14 protein-coding genes are annotated in these 17315 nt (G+C 44.3%); 8 read left to right on the top strand and 6 right to left on the bottom strand.

The window, feature by feature from the left end; all coding sequences use genetic code 11:
- Window positions 1–77: 77 nt before the first annotated feature.
- From D2V05_RS05890 to D2V05_RS05880, 3 genes are all read left to right on the top strand, one after another.
- Complete coding sequence (locus tag D2V05_RS05890; RefSeq protein ID WP_147378235.1) at window positions 78–1247, top strand: efflux RND transporter periplasmic adaptor subunit; 1170 nt, start codon at window positions 78–80, stop codon at window positions 1245–1247.
- A gap of 161 nt (window positions 1248–1408) precedes the next feature.
- Window positions 1409–4564 carry an efflux RND transporter permease subunit gene (locus D2V05_RS05885; protein ID WP_119646698.1) on the top strand — a complete coding sequence of 1052 codons (3156 nt, stop codon included), beginning with the start codon at window positions 1409–1411 and terminating at the stop codon, window positions 4562–4564.
- Window positions 4565–4572: 8 nt separating this feature from the next.
- Window positions 4573–6012: an efflux transporter outer membrane subunit gene (locus D2V05_RS05880; RefSeq protein ID WP_119646612.1), complete on the top strand. Its 1440-nt coding sequence runs from the start codon at window positions 4573–4575 to the stop codon at window positions 6010–6012.
- A gap of 84 nt (window positions 6013–6096) precedes the next feature.
- Here the strand turns inward: D2V05_RS05880 and D2V05_RS05875 are convergent, their stop codons facing one another.
- The 4 genes from D2V05_RS05875 to D2V05_RS05860 are packed head-to-tail and all read right to left on the bottom strand — an operon-like array spanning window position 6097 to window position 11516.
- A complete protein-coding gene (locus D2V05_RS05875) occupies window positions 6097–7731 on the bottom strand; it encodes a serine hydrolase domain-containing protein (protein WP_183114791.1) in 1635 nt (544 codons plus the stop codon).
- A 1-nt stretch (window position 7732) separates the two neighbouring features.
- Complete coding sequence (locus D2V05_RS05870) at window positions 7733–9034, bottom strand: M20/M25/M40 family metallo-hydrolase (protein WP_235855400.1); 1302 nt, start codon at window positions 9032–9034, stop codon at window positions 7733–7735.
- Window positions 9035–9043: 9 nt separating this feature from the next.
- Entirely contained in the window at window positions 9044–10627 is a 1584-nt protein-coding gene (locus D2V05_RS05865; RefSeq protein ID WP_119646609.1) for an N-acyl-D-amino-acid deacylase family protein, read from the bottom strand.
- 10 nt (window positions 10628–10637) lie between these two features.
- A complete protein-coding gene (locus tag D2V05_RS05860; protein WP_119646607.1) occupies window positions 10638–11516 on the bottom strand; it encodes an aminotransferase class IV in 879 nt (292 codons plus the stop codon).
- A gap of 81 nt (window positions 11517–11597) precedes the next feature.
- On the opposite strand from D2V05_RS05860, the gene D2V05_RS05855 reads away from it, so the two are divergent.
- The 5 genes from D2V05_RS05855 (at window position 11598) to D2V05_RS05835 (ending at window position 15025) form a co-directional block, all read left to right on the top strand.
- Window positions 11598–11969 carry a hypothetical protein gene (locus D2V05_RS05855; RefSeq protein ID WP_147378234.1) on the top strand — a complete coding sequence of 124 codons (372 nt, stop codon included), beginning with the start codon at window positions 11598–11600 and terminating at the stop codon, window positions 11967–11969.
- 146 nt (window positions 11970–12115) lie between these two features.
- Window positions 12116–12637, top strand: coding sequence for a 5' nucleotidase, NT5C type (locus tag D2V05_RS05850; protein ID WP_119646604.1), 522 nt, complete (start codon window positions 12116–12118; stop codon window positions 12635–12637).
- 7 nt (window positions 12638–12644) lie between these two features.
- Entirely contained in the window at window positions 12645–13367 is a 723-nt protein-coding gene (locus tag D2V05_RS05845; RefSeq protein WP_119646693.1) for a carboxylesterase family protein, read from the top strand.
- A 5-nt stretch (window positions 13368–13372) separates the two neighbouring features.
- Window positions 13373–14083 carry a M15 family metallopeptidase gene (locus D2V05_RS05840; RefSeq protein ID WP_119646695.1) on the top strand — a complete coding sequence of 237 codons (711 nt, stop codon included), beginning with the start codon at window positions 13373–13375 and terminating at the stop codon, window positions 14081–14083.
- Window positions 14084–14098: 15 nt separating this feature from the next.
- Window positions 14099–15025, top strand: coding sequence for an alpha/beta hydrolase (locus D2V05_RS05835; protein ID WP_119646691.1), 927 nt, complete (start codon window positions 14099–14101; stop codon window positions 15023–15025).
- A gap of 1 nt (window position 15026) precedes the next feature.
- Here D2V05_RS05835 and D2V05_RS05830 read toward each other — a convergent pair whose 3' ends face one another.
- Together D2V05_RS05830 and D2V05_RS05825 are read right to left on the bottom strand one after the other, a co-directional pair.
- Window positions 15027–16139 (bottom strand): class I SAM-dependent methyltransferase, encoded by a 1113-nt coding sequence (locus D2V05_RS05830; RefSeq protein ID WP_313786747.1) that lies wholly within the window; start codon window positions 16137–16139, stop codon window positions 15027–15029.
- A gap of 73 nt (window positions 16140–16212) precedes the next feature.
- Window positions 16213–17313 (bottom strand): AI-2E family transporter, encoded by a 1101-nt coding sequence (locus tag D2V05_RS05825; protein WP_119646600.1) that lies wholly within the window; start codon window positions 17311–17313, stop codon window positions 16213–16215.
- Window positions 17314–17315 lie beyond the last annotated feature (2 nt).

Raw genomic sequence — 17315 nt, 5'->3', positions numbered from 1 at the left:
GAATTTTATCATACCAAGCCTGTATTGGGGTTTGGGTATTTGCATTATCAATCATTATAACCAAAAACAACAACACCATGAAAAAGGAAAATTTACAGACAGTTTTGGCCATATGCATTATGGCAATCCTTGGGTCGGTATTGACATCTTGCGCCGATTCCAACGCTGCAGAACAAAAGGTGGTTGCCATGGCAACACCCTATATTCTCCCATCTACAGAAAAGATTACCAATTGGGATGAGTACATCGGCCGTTTTGAAGCTTCGGAAAGAGTAGAGGTGCGATCTAGGGTAAACGGATATGTGGAATCCGTTAAGTTCAAGGATGGCGACTTTGTGGAAAAGGGCCAAGTGCTTTTTATTGTGGACCAACGCCCATTTTATGCGGCCTTAAAACAAGCGGAAGCCGAAAAATTGCAAGCGGAGGCAGATCTGCAAAGAACTAAAAGTGATTATGATCGTGTTTCGTCCGTGCAGGATTCGAGGGCAGTTTCCATGGAAGAAGTAGAACAGCGCAAACAGATTGCGAAATCCTCAGAGGCTAGGTTAATGGCAGCAAGCGCTAGGTTGGCCGAAGCACAATTGAATCTTTCATACACCACCATTAAAGCACCGATCAGTGGAAAGGTCAGTGAAAAATATGTGGATCCGGGAAACTATATTTCAGGAGGGTCGGCAGATGCCAGCCTTTTGACCACGATCCTTCAAGTGACCCCTATGCACTTTTATTTTGATGCCAGTGAAACGGATTTCTTTGGAAATCCTGGAACCAACGATGGAAAAGCTTCAACCGGTAAAAAGCAAGTGTTGGTGAAGTTGACCAATGAAACTTCCTATGACAGGGTCGGATATATGGACTTTGTGGATAACGAAATCCATCAAACCACCGGTACCATTCGAGGAAGGGCAGTTTTTGACAACAAGAACATGGAACTGGAATCAGGTATGTTCGGGCGTATGCGATTGTTGGGACAAGAAACCGAGGTCTTACTGATTCCCGAAGAAGTGATCACTACCAATCAATCACAAAAAATAGTGTATACGGTGGGTGAAGATAATACGGTTCAGGTAAAACCCATCCAGATAGGCAAGTTGTACAACCACAAGTACAGAATTGTTTTGGGTGGTCTGGAATCTGGCGATAAGGTCATCAGCGGTAATTTGCTCAAGGTCCGTCCGGGAATTCAGATCAAACCGGAACAAAAGACCTTCAAGGTTGAACCTGATACCTCTTTGGCAGCCATGTAAGCATCCAATATCCTTTTTTGAACAGGCATGTAAGTATTTCACATTACAAAGCCCTTTTATACAAGCTTGTCCCATTATAGATGGGGCAGGCTAGGGCAGGTCTTTTCAAAATTCAAAAGGAACAACAAATACATAGTAAATCAAAAAACCAATATTTCAATATGAAATTCACGCATAATTTTATAAAAAGGCCCATCCTTTCCATTGTGATTTCCATCATTTTGATGATTCTTGGAGGACTGGCTTATTTCTCGCTTCCGGTGTCACAATATCCGGAAGTGGCTCCCCCTACGGTGGTAGTGACCGCTGCGTATCCAGGGGCGAGCGCGGAAACCATTTCCAAGACCGTCGCCACGCCATTGGAGCAGGAAATCAACGGGGTGGAAGGCATGATCTATATGTTGTCCCAAGCAACCAACGATGGGTTGCTGAACCTTACCATCTCCTTCAAACAAGGGGTTGATGTGGACCAGGCACAGGTACTTGTACAGAACAGGGTGGCCATTGCAGAGCCTAGATTGCCTGAACAGGTAAGACGACTCGGTATCACCACACAAAAGAGTTCCCCGGACCTTATGTTGGTCATCCACATGATTTCTCCTGACAATACGTATGACCAAACCTATCTGGCCAATTATGCCAATTTCCAGATCATTGACAAGATTTCAAGGATTGACGGGGTAGGAAATGTGAGGATGTTCGGTGGGGATCAATATTCGATGAGAATTTGGCTCAACCCAGATAAAATGGCCAGTATGGACATGACGCCCAACGAGGTACTCAGTGCCTTGAGGGCACAGAACGTTCAGGTGGCCGGGGGTACCTTGAACCAACAACCCTTAATGGATCAAAATGCCTTTGAGGTAAACATACAGACCCAAGGTAGGCTCAATACCAAAGAGGAATTTGAGGACATTATTGTTAGAAACGGCGATAGAGGCCAGTTGGTAAGGGTGAAGGACATTGGTCGGGTGGAATTGGGTTCGGCAAGTTATGCCACCAAAGGATATCTGGATAAGTACCCTGCCGTGGCGCTTCCCGTGTTTCAAAGACCGGGAACCAATGCATTGGAAACCGCGGATGCCATTTTAAATACCATGAAGGAAGTTTCCAAAGACTTTCCAAAAGGGGTGGAATATAGAGTTGCCTACAACCCAACGGAATTCATTGCACAATCCATTGACGAGGTTGGAGGGACTATCTACGAAGCCATCATCCTTGTAGTGTTGGTGATTATTTTATTCCTTCAAACGTGGAGGGCCGCCATCATACCTATTTTGGCGATACCCGTATCCCTTATCGGAACTTTCGCTGTAATGCAGGGATTGGGATATTCCCTGAACAACTTGACCCTTTTCGGTCTGGTACTGGCCATCGGAATTGTGGTGGATGATGCCATTGTGGTCGTGGAAAATATGGAGCGGAACCTGAGGGATGGCATGGGCGTTAAAAAAGCGGCAAGAAAGACCATGGATGAAGTAGGAGGAGCCTTGGTGGCTATGGGATTAGTATTGGTTGCCGTGTTCTTGCCAACCATATTCTTAAAGGGAATCAGTGGAGCGTTCTACAGTCAATTTGGTGTTACCGTGGCCGTGGCTACCATGATTTCGGTATTTGTTTCACTTACCCTAAGTCCTGCAATGGCGGCCATCGTCATGAAAAAACATAAGGAGGAAGACCATGAAAAAGTGGCGACAGCAAGGTTCGGTTTTGTTCCCAAGTTCTTTTCTGGCTTTAATAAAGTCATGGATTGGGTATCGTTGAAGTATGGGAATATTACCCAAAAATTTATCGCGAAGCGCAAGTGGGTCTTGCTATCCTATGTGGGACTTATTGTACTTACTGTTTTTGCCTTTAGTCGGGTACCCACAGGATTTATTCCAGAACAGGATCAGGGCTATTTCATCAACATTATCCAATTGCCTCCTGGCTCTTCTTTGGAACGGACCGATAAGGTAATGCAAAAGGCCATTGACAGTGTTCTGACCATAGACGGGGTAAAAAATGCCGTGGCCTTCACAGGTTTTGATGCGGCCACCTTTACAAACTCCTCCAACGCCGGGGCCATTTTCACGGCCTTGGAAGATTTTGAGACCCGTAAGAAAAAAGGCATCACCTTTAAGGGATTACAGCAAGAGTTGACCAAAAAATTGACTCCTTTTGACGATGCCTTTACCGTGGTGGTGGCTCCTCCTCCGGTTCGCGGAATTGGAAACGCAGGTGGATTCAAAATGATGATCCAAGATCGTGGGGGACTGGGTACGGAGCAGTTGTTGCAGGCCGGGTATCAACTTATGGCGGCTGCCAACCAAGACCTTGCGCTCAACAGCGTGTTCACTTTCTTCAACTCAAGTTCACCACAATTGTTCTTTGATTTGGACAAGGAAAAGGCCCAGACCATGGGAGTGCCAATCGAAGAAATTTCCAGCGCCATGGAGGTATACATGGGTTCTGCCTTCGTGAATGACTTTAACATGCAGGGGAAAACGTTCAGGGTAACGGCACAAGCAGATGGGGAATATCGATATACTCCCCAAGACCTTACCCGGATAAGGGTACGGAACAGGAATGGTGAAATGGTACCCTTGAGTGCTGTAGGCCAGTTAAGGGATATTTCGGGACCAGCACGGGTACCCAGATACAATCTTTACCCGGCATTGGCACTTTCGGGTAACGTTAACCCTGGCTACAGCTCAGGGGAGGCCCTTGAAGCCATGGAGCGCTTGGCTGACCAAATCTTGCCCGAGGGAATTGATTATGAATGGACGGAACTGGCCTATCAACAAAAAGAATCAGGAAATACCGCAGGGATTGCCTTTGGATTGGCCGTCTTGTTCGTATTCCTCTTGTTGGCAGCACAATATGAAAGTTGGGTACTTCCCTTGGCCGTGATCCTGATTGTACCCATGTGTTTGCTGTCATCCATGACGGGCATTGGATTGGTGGGTATGGACAATAACATCCTTACCCAGATTGGATTAGTGGTCCTTGTGGGATTGGCCAGTAAAAATGCCATCCTAATAGTGGAGTTTGCCAAGCAGTTGGAAGACCAAGGATATCCTTTGGAAAAAGCGGCCATGGAAGCGGCTCGATTAAGACTTCGTCCCATATTGATGACCGCATTTGCCTTCATTTTGGGTGTTGTACCCTTGGTATTGGCAACCGGGGCCGGGGCAGAAATGAGACGCTCCTTGGGAACGGCAGTGTTCAGTGGAATGTTGGGAGTAACCTTTTTTGGTTTACTGTTCACACCGGTTTTTTATGTGCTCTGTAGAAATATTGGGAAAAGAAAAACAAAGGCAATCGAATTAAACTAATAACAGGAATGAAATATTCAAGAACAATAATAAAATCCGTTTTGATCCTTTTTGGGGTGCTCTCTGCCCATGGGCAGGAGATGGATACTTCCAAATGGAGATGGCGGGATACATCCAAAGAGACTGTGGTACTGTATATTGGAAATGATACCATAAGCAAAAATGTATGGCCCATCACGCAAGATAAACAGTGGTGGAAATCTTTTGGCTATCCAGCTCTTGATACTTTGGAAAGCAAGGCCCTCGAGCAGAACCTTGATTTAAAAATCGCGTTGGCCAAACTGAACCAGGCCAAGGCCAACAAACATATCGCCATGTCGACTATGTTCCCGACCATTCGGGTGGAACCATCGTTCACGAGACAGGAGTTTTCGGCCAACCGACCCAATCCATTTGGAGGGCAACTGGGAGCAGCGACTTTGAGTACCTACCAAGCTCCGGTCACGGCTTCCTATGAATTGGATGTTTTTGGGAAAAATTTCAACAATTTGGAGGCCAATAATTTGATTTACAAAGCCACCGAAGAAAACCGCAAACAGATTGTATTGGAAGTCACCACCGAAGTGGCCAGTAATTATTTTTTAATGGTCCGTTTGGATGCCGAGATCGACTTGTTGAAGCATACGGAAAAAACGAGACTCGATAATCTGGAGATAGCTTCAACGCGTTACAACGCAGGTCTGGTAAGCCAGATTGATGAGCTTAGGGCAAAAACCGAATTGGCTTCGGTACAGGTACAACTGAAAAACACCCAAAGATTAAGGTCCGAAATAGAACTTATATTGGCCACGTTGGTGGGAGAGGATGCCAGTACGTTTGAGGTGCCCCATGCCAACATCCAATATCTTCCACCCAATGTTGAATTTTTGAGGAAAGATTCATTGGTAGTTACCAGACCGGATCTACGGGCTTCAAAATTGATGATAGAGTCAGCGGAAAAAATGCTGGTCAATCAAAAGAAACAATTGTTGCCCTCATTCCAATTGAGTGGGGCTTACGGTTATCTTTCCGGAGCTTCGGACAATCTTATAGAAAGGGACAGCAGGACCTGGTTTGCGGGTGTTACGGCTTCTCTTCCTGTATTTGAAGGAGGTAAGAAGCGCGCTGAGATTAAGCTGAGAAAGAGTGAATTGGAGGAAGAGCATAGAAATTATGAGCAAAACTTGCTTCAATCTTACAAACAGGTAGAAAATGCGTTCTCCAATTTGCATTGGATACGGGAACAGTTGTTGGCACAACAGGAGTTTGTGGTCGCAGCAAGGGACGCTGCCCTATTGACCAATGAGCGATATAGAAAAGGATTGGTAAACTATATTGATGTGGTGGATGCCGAACGTCAGGTCCTTGAAGCGGAACGCCTTAGTGTCCAGCTTTTTGGACAGGAACTTACCGAACGTGTCAATTTGATACGATCAATGGCCCTTGATTCTGGGCGATTGGAAAATTGAGGATGAAAATTGCTGATTGAAAAAGAAAAGAACCCCTGCTATATGCGGGGGTCTTTTTTACAAGGCCATAGAAACCAAATTGTGTTATTCCGTTTTTACAAACCATAGGTTTCTTACCCTGCCATCGGAAATCCAAACTCCGGTAATCTTTCCATTTTCACGTTTGAATTTTAATGTGCTCAATGGATATTCACCCTGTAATAAATCCTTGAATTTTTGCGTAAGGGTCAATTCACCAAATCGTATATGAAAGGCATACAACTTACCTTCCCTATAAAAGATGGAATAGGAGGTATGGATCTCGGGACTGTAATAGGCCCCTACATATTCTTCCGCATTGGCACCGGTTAGGGGTTCTTCTTTGAATTTTTTAAAATGAAGCGATCGGTTGGAGCCTGGGATGTAATCAAATTCATTTTCATGGAACTCCAATTTGGTGCCATTTTGAGAATCCAAGGCTTCAAATTTTCCCTCAGCAATCGGTATAAAAGCAGTTTTTGACTGACCTAAAAACAACGTATCCCCATTTATAGTAACCTGTTGTTCTTCATAGGTGTCATCATCCCAATAATCACCCGCATAGGATTCCATGATCGACTTTGAAATTTTGGCCACCTTCAACTTTTTAAAAGGAGCGGGCTTGCCGAATAGAATACCGGCAATGTCATTGGATTTGCCCCCAGGTCCCGAAGATGAAAAATTGGTGATGATGGCAATACTCGTTTTTTCCTCTGGGAATACCGCTACATTGGAACGGAAACCACCAATGGAACCGCCATGGGTTATCCGTTTTTTGCCGTATAGTTTATCCACATTCACACCAAAAGCGTATTCCAGATAACTTCCGTCGTTCAAGGGGTCCAAGGTCTGCATGGTTCGGAATATGTTTTCCCATCCAGGTTGCGGATCATAATAGTTTTTCAGGTACTTTAAAAGGTCGGCCGTAGTGGTGTGCATATTGCCAGAACCCACATAACCCCAATATTCCACTGCACGGATAAACCCATTGCGCTGGGTATAGTAGGAGGTAGCGTTATTTGGAACAATCCGATCGTAGCGATCTTCCACATAGGTTTCGTGCATGCCTAAAGGAATGAAAATGTCTTCTTTCATAAAATCCATAAAGGACTTATGGGTCACTTTTTCAATAATGTTGGCCAAGAACATATATCCCGTATTGCAGTAGAGATACTCGGAACCCGGTTCAAAATTAAGTTCTGTTTGTAGTGCCATGATCCGATCTAGATCTGCATTGGTGCGAGAGTCATCATTACGCCATCCGGCCAAGGCAAAGAGGGCGTGGAGGCTCCGAAGGCCGCTGGTATGGTGCATCATCTGACGGATGGTAATCTTACTGCCAAAAGGAGCAAGTCCATCAATGTATTTGTCGATGGTATCATCAACAGATAGTTTTCCCTGTTCCTGCAATAGCACAATACCCAATGCACTGAACTGTTTGGAAACCGAGGCCACATTGAACAAAGTCCCCGTGGAATTGGGCACCAAGTATTCCATACTGGCCAATCCATAGGCTTTGGAGTACACCACCTTATCGCCTTGCATAATGGCTATGGCACCTCCAGGGTGATTGGGCTTGTTCCATACTTGGAATAGACTGTCAATTTGCGCTTCTTTTTCCGTATTCAGTTGGCCATATGTAGCGGCCCACAAGAGGAAAAGAAAACAACTTACTATTTTAGGATTCCAAATTCTCATCATCTTATTTTTCCAATCCTGCTTGGGCCAAAGTGACCAATAAAGCCAATTGGATGGATTCATCCGCTGGTTCGTCGTTCAAAAACCATTCGTGCAAGGAATGGGCACCTCCACCTTTTCCACCGCGACCGATACATACGGAAGGGATTCCTTTGGAAACAGGTATGTTGATATTGGTGGAACCACGTCCCAAACTAGGGACAACACCAAAGTATTGGGTGGCGGCCATGGTACGTTGGATCAAGGGCAGGGAACCAGGCAACTCACCAGAAGGTCTGTCCCCGATTTTGATCAACTCATAGGTTACTTCCCCCTTAACACCACTGGCATTGTACGCTGTTATGGCCTTCTCCACGGATTTTTTCAAGATAGCCTCAATTTCATCCAAATTTTTGGGGTCGATGGCCCGCATATCTATTTCCGCCCAAGATTCAAAAGGAATGGAATTGACAGAAGTACCACCTCCAATTCGACCTACATTGAAACTTGTCTTGGGAATATCCCCGGAAGTATAGGCCCAAGCTGCTTCGGAAAAAATATCGATGGCCTTACCCAAGGCGTGATGTGGGTTTGCCAACCCAAATGCTCCCCAAGAGTGACCTCCTTTTCCCTTGATTTCCAATTTGTAGCGTTTGGAACCCAATCCGGCATTGCTGATCCTGCCCATGCTTCCACCATCAATGGCAATCCATGAATCGATGTCCAACCCGGATTCGTTGAACATATATTTCATGCCGCGAAGGTCACCTAGGCCTTCCTCGCCAACAGAACCCACGATCAATACATCTTTTCCGGTTTTGATATCGGCCTTGTTCATGGCCTTCAACATACTAATGAGCATGGCGAGAGCCCTAGTATCGTCCCCAATTCCGGGTGCTTTCAGTGTATCACCTACTTTCTGCACGGTCACATCGGTACCTTCGGGAAAAACCACATCTAAATGGGCATCCACACCTACATAACCTGATTCGTCTGAGGTTCCTTTTCTGAGGCCAATGACATTTCCGACTTTATCGGTCCAGATACTATCCACGCCAGCTTCTTCCAACATTTTGGCGAATACCTTTCCTTTTTCATCTTCCATGAAAGGAGGAGCCAACACTTCCGTAAGGGTAATGTGGTCGGCAGTAGTTTGGTCCATTTGACCCTTGATAATTTCAAAAGCGGCCTTTACCTTTTTGGCTTTGGTCAATTTTTCAATTTCTTTGGTGTACTGCTTTTCGATTGCAGGGGTTTCTTGGGCCATAATTGCATGGGATGTGAGCCCAATGGCCAAAGCGAATGCTATTGAAGTTTTTTTCATCATGTTGAGGTGCTATTGTTTACGTAATACTTTTCCTGATTTGATATCCTTGAACTCTCCTTCATCCACGGCCAACCCTCCATTCACTAAAACATATTCGATGCCTTCGGAATATTGGTGGGGTTTTTCAAAAGTGGCCTTGTCGATGATGGTCTCTGGATTGAATATGGTGATATCTGCCCTCATTCCTTCCTTTATGAGTCCACGGTCCGTGAGATTCAGGCTTTGGGCAGGTAGATAGGTCATTTTTCTTATGGCTTCGGAAAGTTCTAAAGTATGCTTTTCCCTCACATAAAGCCCCAATACCCTTGGGAAGGTTCCATACCAACGTGGGTGAGGGTGACCCATGCCTGGTTCTACCAAACGTCCGTCCGAACCGATCATGGTCATCGGATGCTTCATGATGCGCTCCACGTCTTCTTCGGCCATGGCATGGTATACACAGGATGCCCCACCGTTCAATTGAGCCTTGATGACCAAGTCCGCCCCATTTTCCACGGAGGGCTCCAAATTGTGTTGTTCACACCAATACTTTAATGTTTTTCCCTCCAGTTCAGGGGCCCATTCCACTTTCGCGAATTGGATTCGGTCCAGGTCTGAACCGCCCCGGTCGTTCAAAATATTAAAGACAATCCCATTTTTAATACTGTCACTAAGTACTGGGTCTTCCACCCGTGCCTTGAATTCTTCTTGACCACCAGCCCTTGCCCAACTTGGGATAAGCACAGAAATACTGGTATAACTGGCTGCGTAAGGGTATTGGTCCATTTTAATGTCCAATCCCTTTGCTCGTGCGGAATCTACCATAGCCAAAGTGCGTGCACTCTTGCCCCACATGGGTTTTCCAATGGCTTTGTGATGGGTAAGGATTACGGGAATATCAGCATCTTTGGAAATTTGGATGGCTTCTTGCACCGCATCAAAAAGGCCCAATCCTTCTTCCCGTAAATGAGAAGTATAGATGCCCCCGTATTTGGAGGCCACTTTGGAAAGGTCGATTACTTCATCCACTTTGGAAAAGGCTCCGGGTAAATATTTCAAGCCAGTGGAAATGCCATAGGCCCCATCTTTCATGGCACTGTCGATCTCTGCTTCCATAGCTTTGAGTTCCTCGGGAGTAGGAGACCTATTTTCGAGTCCCATAATATTCCTTCGTACCGTGTTATGGCCCACCAAAAAAGCGGCGTTCATGCCGATACCCTTTTGTTGAAGACTGTCCATAAAAGCTTTCATAGGGTAGGGCGAGCTACCATCCGGACCGCCCAGTGCTGTGGTCACTCCTTGTCTTACATGGCTTTCGCAGGAATTCAGTTTCATAATCGGTTCCAAATGGGCATGCATATCGATAAAACCAGGTGATACGGACAAACCTTCAGCATTAATGATTCTGCTTGCCTTGGCATTATCCAAATCTCCTATGGCTACGATGATGGAATCTTTGATGGCAATATCGGTCACAACAGGTTCCCCTCCCTTGCCGTCATAAACGGTCCCGTTCAGAATAAGCAGGTCGTATTGCTCGCTGCAGGATGAAAGAATCAACACGGATACCAAAAGAATCATCGTGCTAACAAAAGGTGGTGTTTTATGGATCATAATTACATTTTTATACGGTCACTTCAGATGTGTCAATTTCTTTAAGGGCAGCAAGGGCTTCTTGCAGTTTTCGGGTTATTGGACCAAAATTGTCCGGTGCATGAAAGGTATGGTCGCCCAATTGAGCTATGGATGCTATCTGCGTTGAGGTTCCTGTAAAGAAGGCCTCTTCCATGGTTGGTATTTCTTCCACGGAAATTCCTCTTTCCACCAGTGGGATGTTCAATTCTTGGCAAAGCTTCACAAGTATTTTTCGGGTAATGCCATCCAAAATATGCTCGTTGGCAGGGTGGGTGATCACCGAACCATCCTTCACAAAAAAGATGTTGGTGTGTGATCCCTCGGTAATGATGCCATCACGAACTAAAGCCGCCTCATCCGTTCCGGCCAGCATGGCGGCCTCATTGGTCATGATGTTGCCCAACAGGGAAATGGATTTGATATCGCAGCGGTGCCATCTAAAATCGGTTTGCAAAATGGCATGCATGTTCTTTTGGTTGATGTAGGGCAATTGAAAGGGTAGGGCGTACATCATCGCAGTGGCGGGAATACCCTTTGGGTAGGAATGCTTTCGAGGGGCCACACCGCGGGTAACCTGCATGTAGATAAGACAGGGCTGGTCGACAAGTTCCGAAGCAATCAATAAGGGTTCAATTTCTTTTTCCAGGTCGGATACCTGATACTCGATGCCAATTTTTACGAGATTTTCCTGTAGTCGGTCCAAATGGGCCTTTTTGTAAAAAATGCCGTTTTCCAGTTGTACCATTACCTCATAAATACCATCCCCGAAGAGGAATCCACGGTCAAATACCGAAATGGTGGCGTTTTCACTGGTTACAATTTCACCGTTCAAAAAAACCTTTGCAGGAAAATTACCTTTGGGCAGCATGTTCGTGGGTTGGTTTTGGTCATAAGCTGTGAAGGTAACGGTTATTTCATTAAATTAAAACACTGTAAAGCCGTTAAATGGGTGGTAGATTTAAGTTTTGGGAATGTGGTAAAAATGGATGAAAATTTTGGTGTAAAATATAAGGACCACTTCAAGTTATATGTACAAGTAAAGGATAAGGTTAAGTTTGAATCCTTATTGCATACTAATGAGGTTCCATTTTATTCGGATATAAACGACCAGACCGGACCAAATATAGATGTCAGGTACTTTTTGCTTGATGAGGATAGACCGTTAATTGACAAAATTGTTAAATCAAATGGAATCATAGCAAGTACTGAAACCATACTGTTGCATGATATTCATGACACGAAGAAATCGATGAAGTTTTCATTTATTGTCATTTTGATAATGGCACTAATCACAGTTATAGCAATAATATTTTTTGGTTGAAAAAACGCAGAATCATCTTTTGGCGTTTTTCAAGCAGGCTCCTTTTCCCAGAATAATAAAATCCGACCTATTGGCATTTAAAATTATCATGCCGCATTTTTTGAAATTCCCCCAAGTTTTAGCGTACTTCACAAAAAACAAACCGTATGACCATTTTTGTGGATATGGATGAGGTGATTGCCGATGCCTATATGGCCCATATCGATATTTACAACCAAGAGTTCAATGCTAACCTGCAACTAAAGGATTGTTTTGGTAAAGAAGCTTGGCAATGCGTTCCCGTTGAGCATCAACAATCCATCAAGCTGCATACGCATAGGGTGGGATTTTTCAAGGATTTGAAGGTAATCCCTGATAGTCAGGAAGTACTGAGGGAGTTGAGCCAAAAACACGAGGTTTTTATTGCTTCTGCCGCCATGGAATTTCCTCAGTCACTTCGTGAGAAATCCGATTGGCTGGATGAATTTTTTCCCTTTATCCCATGGCAAAAACGTATCTTATGCGGTGATAAGTTTATTTTGAAGGGAGACCTCCTCATCGATGACAGGAGTAAAAATCTCAAAAATTTTGATGGACGGACCATTATGTTCACTTCTCCGCACAACACCAATACTACCGATTTTGAAAGGGCCGATACTTGGAAAGATATTGCCGATAAATTATTATAAGATGCAGATGCCAAAGACCATACCAAGCTTGTTGCTGTTGATGAGTGTTTTTTTGCTCCAGGCCTGTGCAGCACAATCGCATTTGATCCAGGATGAGTTGGAGACCGTAACCAAGGAAGACTTGAAATATTACCTGTACTATCCTGAGGATTATTTTTCTTCCGAAAGCGAAAGCTTTGGGCTATTGCTCTTCTTGCATGGAGGTGGGGAATCCGGCAGGGCAGTGGAAGAAATCAAGGAAACGGGACCGCCAAAACTATTGGTCGAAGGCAAACAATTTCCTTTTTTGATTTTGGCCCCGCAGAACCCCCACGAGAAAAAATGGTGGAACACTCAAGCTGTGATGCAATTGTTGGATTCCGTAGTGGATCACAATCGCGTCGATAAAAAGCGCATTTATTTAACGGGTCTGAGCAGGGGAGGAAGTGCTGCTTGGGAACTGGCCACACAATACCCCGATACCTTTGCTGCCCTCGCCGTGGTCTGTGGTATGGCTCCTTTGCCGTATGCCCATTGGATCGACAAAAAAATGCCCATTTGGGTTTTTCATGGGGAACAGGACGAGGTCATTGATGTGGAGGAATCGGACAAAATGGTGGAAAAACTGAAGGAAATGGGATACGATGTTCGTTATACCAGATATAAAGGTGTTGGCCACAATGCATGGGACAGGGCCTATACCACCGATTCCCTTTACACCTGGATGGCGAAGCAAAAACGTATAAATTGATTTTCATGAAGTACTCGCTTTTATTTTTGGGTTTGTTGACAATATTCTCGTGCCGTGAAAAGCCCAAAATGACAACTGATACAAATGCGCAAGAGGTCGAAGTAAAGCCATTGGACACCATTTCCATTAAAGAACAAAAAACCTTCAAGACCTTTGATGGCCTCGCCGACACCACTTTTGTTAGGTTGGCCGATTTCAGTGATGATTTCGCATATGACCTTCGGTATGCCACTGAAAATAATTTTCTAAAGGCCAAGGTGTATGATTGTGCCGAATGCTACACCCGGGTAAAGACTGCAAAGGCATTGATAGAGGCCAATGCGGATTTTCTGAAACACGGTGTCAAGATCAAGTTTTTTGATTGTTACCGTCCCAACTCGGTTCAGTACAAAATGTGGAAAATTGTACCGAATCCACAATACGTTGCCGATCCCGTAAAAGGATCCATCCATAACAAAGGAGGAGCTGTCGATATCACCTTGGTGGATATGGAAGGAAATGAACTGGATATGGGAACCGATTTTGACTTCTTTGGCAAACGTGCCTATCATGATAATTTAGATCTCCCCGAAGAAATACTGGAGAATCGTAAATTACTCAAGGAAACCATGGAAGCCCATGGATTTTGGTCCATCAGGACAGAATGGTGGCACTACAACCTATCCGCAGGCTCCAATGACAAAGTAGCCGATTTTAAATGGGATTGTGAAGATTAACCAATGAACAAGAGAATGAAACATTTCAAGAAATATACATTTTTAATAGTGCTGGTGACCATGAAAATTTCTGCCCAACATGCCATTTTACCTTTATGGCCCAACAAAATTCCCAATCAAAAGGAAACGGATGAAAAAGAAGATGCGACGTTTAACGATGATGGCATTTTGTGGATTACGAACGTGCAAGAGCCTACCATAGAGGTGTACTTACCTACCAAAAAGACTGCAACAGGCCAAGCCGTGCTTATATTTCCTGGGGGAGGCTACTATGGGCTTGCCTATGATTGGGAAGGCACTGATATTGCGAAGGCCTTCAATGCCAAGGGAATTGCCGGCATTGTGGTCAAGTATCGATTGCCATGGTCCAAATCCATCACCAGCAATAAAAATATTGTTCCCTTGCAAGATGCGCAACGCGCCATAAGGATGGTGAGGCAAAATGCAGGCGAGTGGAATATTTCCCCCAATAAAATTGGGATTATGGGTTTTTCGGCCGGAGGGCATTTGGCATCTACCTTGGGCACGCATTACAATGAGAAGGTATATGACAGACAGGACGATATTGATGATTTAAGCGCCCGCCCCGATTTTATGGCTCTGGTCTATCCGGTGATTACGTTGGGAGCGGTAAGCACACATAGCGGTTCTAGAAAATCCTTGGTGGGAGACAACCCTACCCAAGAACAAATAGACTACTTGTCCAATGAAAAACATGTGGACAAGAATACACCAACAACATTTTTGGTGCATGCAGCAGATGACGATGGTGTGTCCGTTGAAAACAGCATTTTGTTTTTTAGGGCACTTCGTGAGGAAGGGGTTTCGGCAGCCATGCATATCTATCCAAAGGGGGGGCATGGATTTTCATTGGCACTACATGACCCTGTTCTTAGGAACTGGATCAATCTGTTTTTTGAATGGGTCGAACAGTTGGACTGAACTATACTTTTTCACAAACCAGTACCAATAACGTGTCGTCCATGTTTTTGGTAAAAAAAAGGTAGTGGTCCCCACCATCGGCAATCCTATGTTTCTTTCTCAAATCGGCCACAGAAAGGGGAAAGTTTCTGGTGGTAATGTTCGCCTTTGTCACTCCTAATGATTTCAATGTATTCTTGGAGTAGGGAAGCACGGTTTGGATGGCAAACCTTCGTCCCGGAAACTCTGCAAGTTTTGACGAGGTGTACAAATGGGAATGGGGATGCAGTTTTCTTAGTTGATGTGTATTTCCAACGGTTTTAAAAGCGCCCGACTTTAAAATAGCTGCATTGGGTTCATAAAGGTAGGTGAGCGGTTCCCCCAATTCCAAAGGAGCATTTTCTTCTTCAGTGAGGTTAAAGTTGAAGTGGTCTTCTTGTCCTTGATAGAGGTTCATTGTTTTGATGTCAATAGTATCAACATACCCTTTTTCGATAACGAACAACAGTTCTTTTACTTCATTTTGGATAGCCAATATATGTACCTCTTTTACAAATTGGAGTTCGGAAATACCCTGTTTGATATCAAGAAGAGGCGATGTTTTTATCAGAACATTTGATGTCTTTTGTAAAATGTCGTCGAGGTGTTGGGTGAGATCGGGGATACAATCCTTTAGCAAAAATACCTTTCCTATTTTATCATTTCGTCTGGATGGGTCTACATAGATCCAATCAAAATTCTCGATTGTGTTTTTTAAAAATTCGATACCGTTCACGGGAACACAATTGATGTTTTTGCTTCCCAATATTTCAAAATTATGGGAAGCAATTTCACTTAATTCGGCATTGATTTCGCAATGGGTCACCTGCTTCATTTTCTTTGAAAAAAAATAGGAATCGACACCAAAACCACCAGTGATGTCCAACAGCTTTTTTCCAGATACCAGTCGAGATTTGTATTCGGCCGTTGGTTCGGAACTGGTCTGTTCAATGTTCAGTTTATTGGGGTAATAAATACCTTCGGTTTTAAACCAAGTTGGGAGTTTGTCCTGGCATTTTTTTCGGGATTCGAGTTGCTCGGCGAGTTCCTTTTGGGAAACCCCTTCAAACATGGGTTTTTTGAGCAAAACCGACATAATGTCAGTATTCTGATTTTCAAATATAAAATCCTGTATACCAGTATTTAATATTAATTTATTCAAACTGACACTATAAGTTTTTGGTCAATTTTTTCACAAAGGGATTTTCGGCTAAAAACTCCTTTAAAATGACCTTTATTGCGGTGTACCCAGGTACCGCAACGACCATTCCCACGACCCCGAAAAGTAGCCCCGCAATGATGATGACCAGAAAGATTTCCAATGGGTGGGATTTAACGCTTGTGGAAAAAATAAAGGGCTGTGAAAAGAAGTTGTCCACCAGCTGGCCAATGGCCAATCCGATCAAAACATAAAGCGCTTTTGGCAAGATTACGGTGCTGAAATCTTCCCCCAATGAACTCGTCATCGTAAGGGTGATCATGATGACGCCACCAATGATGGGACCCACATAGGGAATGATGTTGAAGAGCGCACATAGGAATGCAATGACAATGGCATTTTCCACCCCCACGATGAGCAGGGCAATCATATAGATCACGAACAGGATAAAAAGTTGGAGCAGGATTCCGGCAAAATATCGGGAGAGTAAACCATTGATCTTGTCGATGGATTTTATAAGGTTACTTTCCTTATTGTCGGGTACAAAGGTCAAGATGCCATTTTGGAACAAGTTGCTATCCTTCAAAAAGAAAAAGGAAATAAACAAAACCGAAAACAATCCGACACTGAAACTGCTCAACGCATTGACAAGCGAGTTCAAGAAATTGGGAATAAAACCTAGATCAAGTCCTTTGAGCATACTTTCCTCAATATGGGCATCTTCGATAAGATTGTTGACACTGCCAGTCGAGGCCCCAAAATATTCCAGCCCCTGCAGATAAAGTGTATTCAAATTGGATTTAAGCTCATCAATATCCAATAGGGAAAGATTCTTGCTCTGTTCGGAAATAAGCGGAATAAAAAGTGACAAAATCCCCAAGAAAATGGCCAGCATAAACACCATGGTGGTCACCACGGCCAAAGTGTTGGGAAATTTCAACCGTCTCCTTAGAAAAAGGACAATGGGTCTTCCCAATAGTGCAATCACCGCGGCTATGGCCAAATAGGCCAATACGGACTGTATTTTATAAAGAAAAAGGGCAAGCAATACCACTCCGGCCAATATGGCCACTGCACGCAGTATTCCGTTTGCTATGGTCTTAGCATCCATGT

The sequence above is a fragment of the Flagellimonas pelagia genome (assembly GCF_003584135.1).
Lineage (GTDB): Bacteria > Bacteroidota > Bacteroidia > Flavobacteriales > Flavobacteriaceae > Flagellimonas > Flagellimonas pelagia.
Note: the sequence above shows the minus strand (reverse complement) of the source record. Positions and strands in the feature narration are given on the sequence as shown.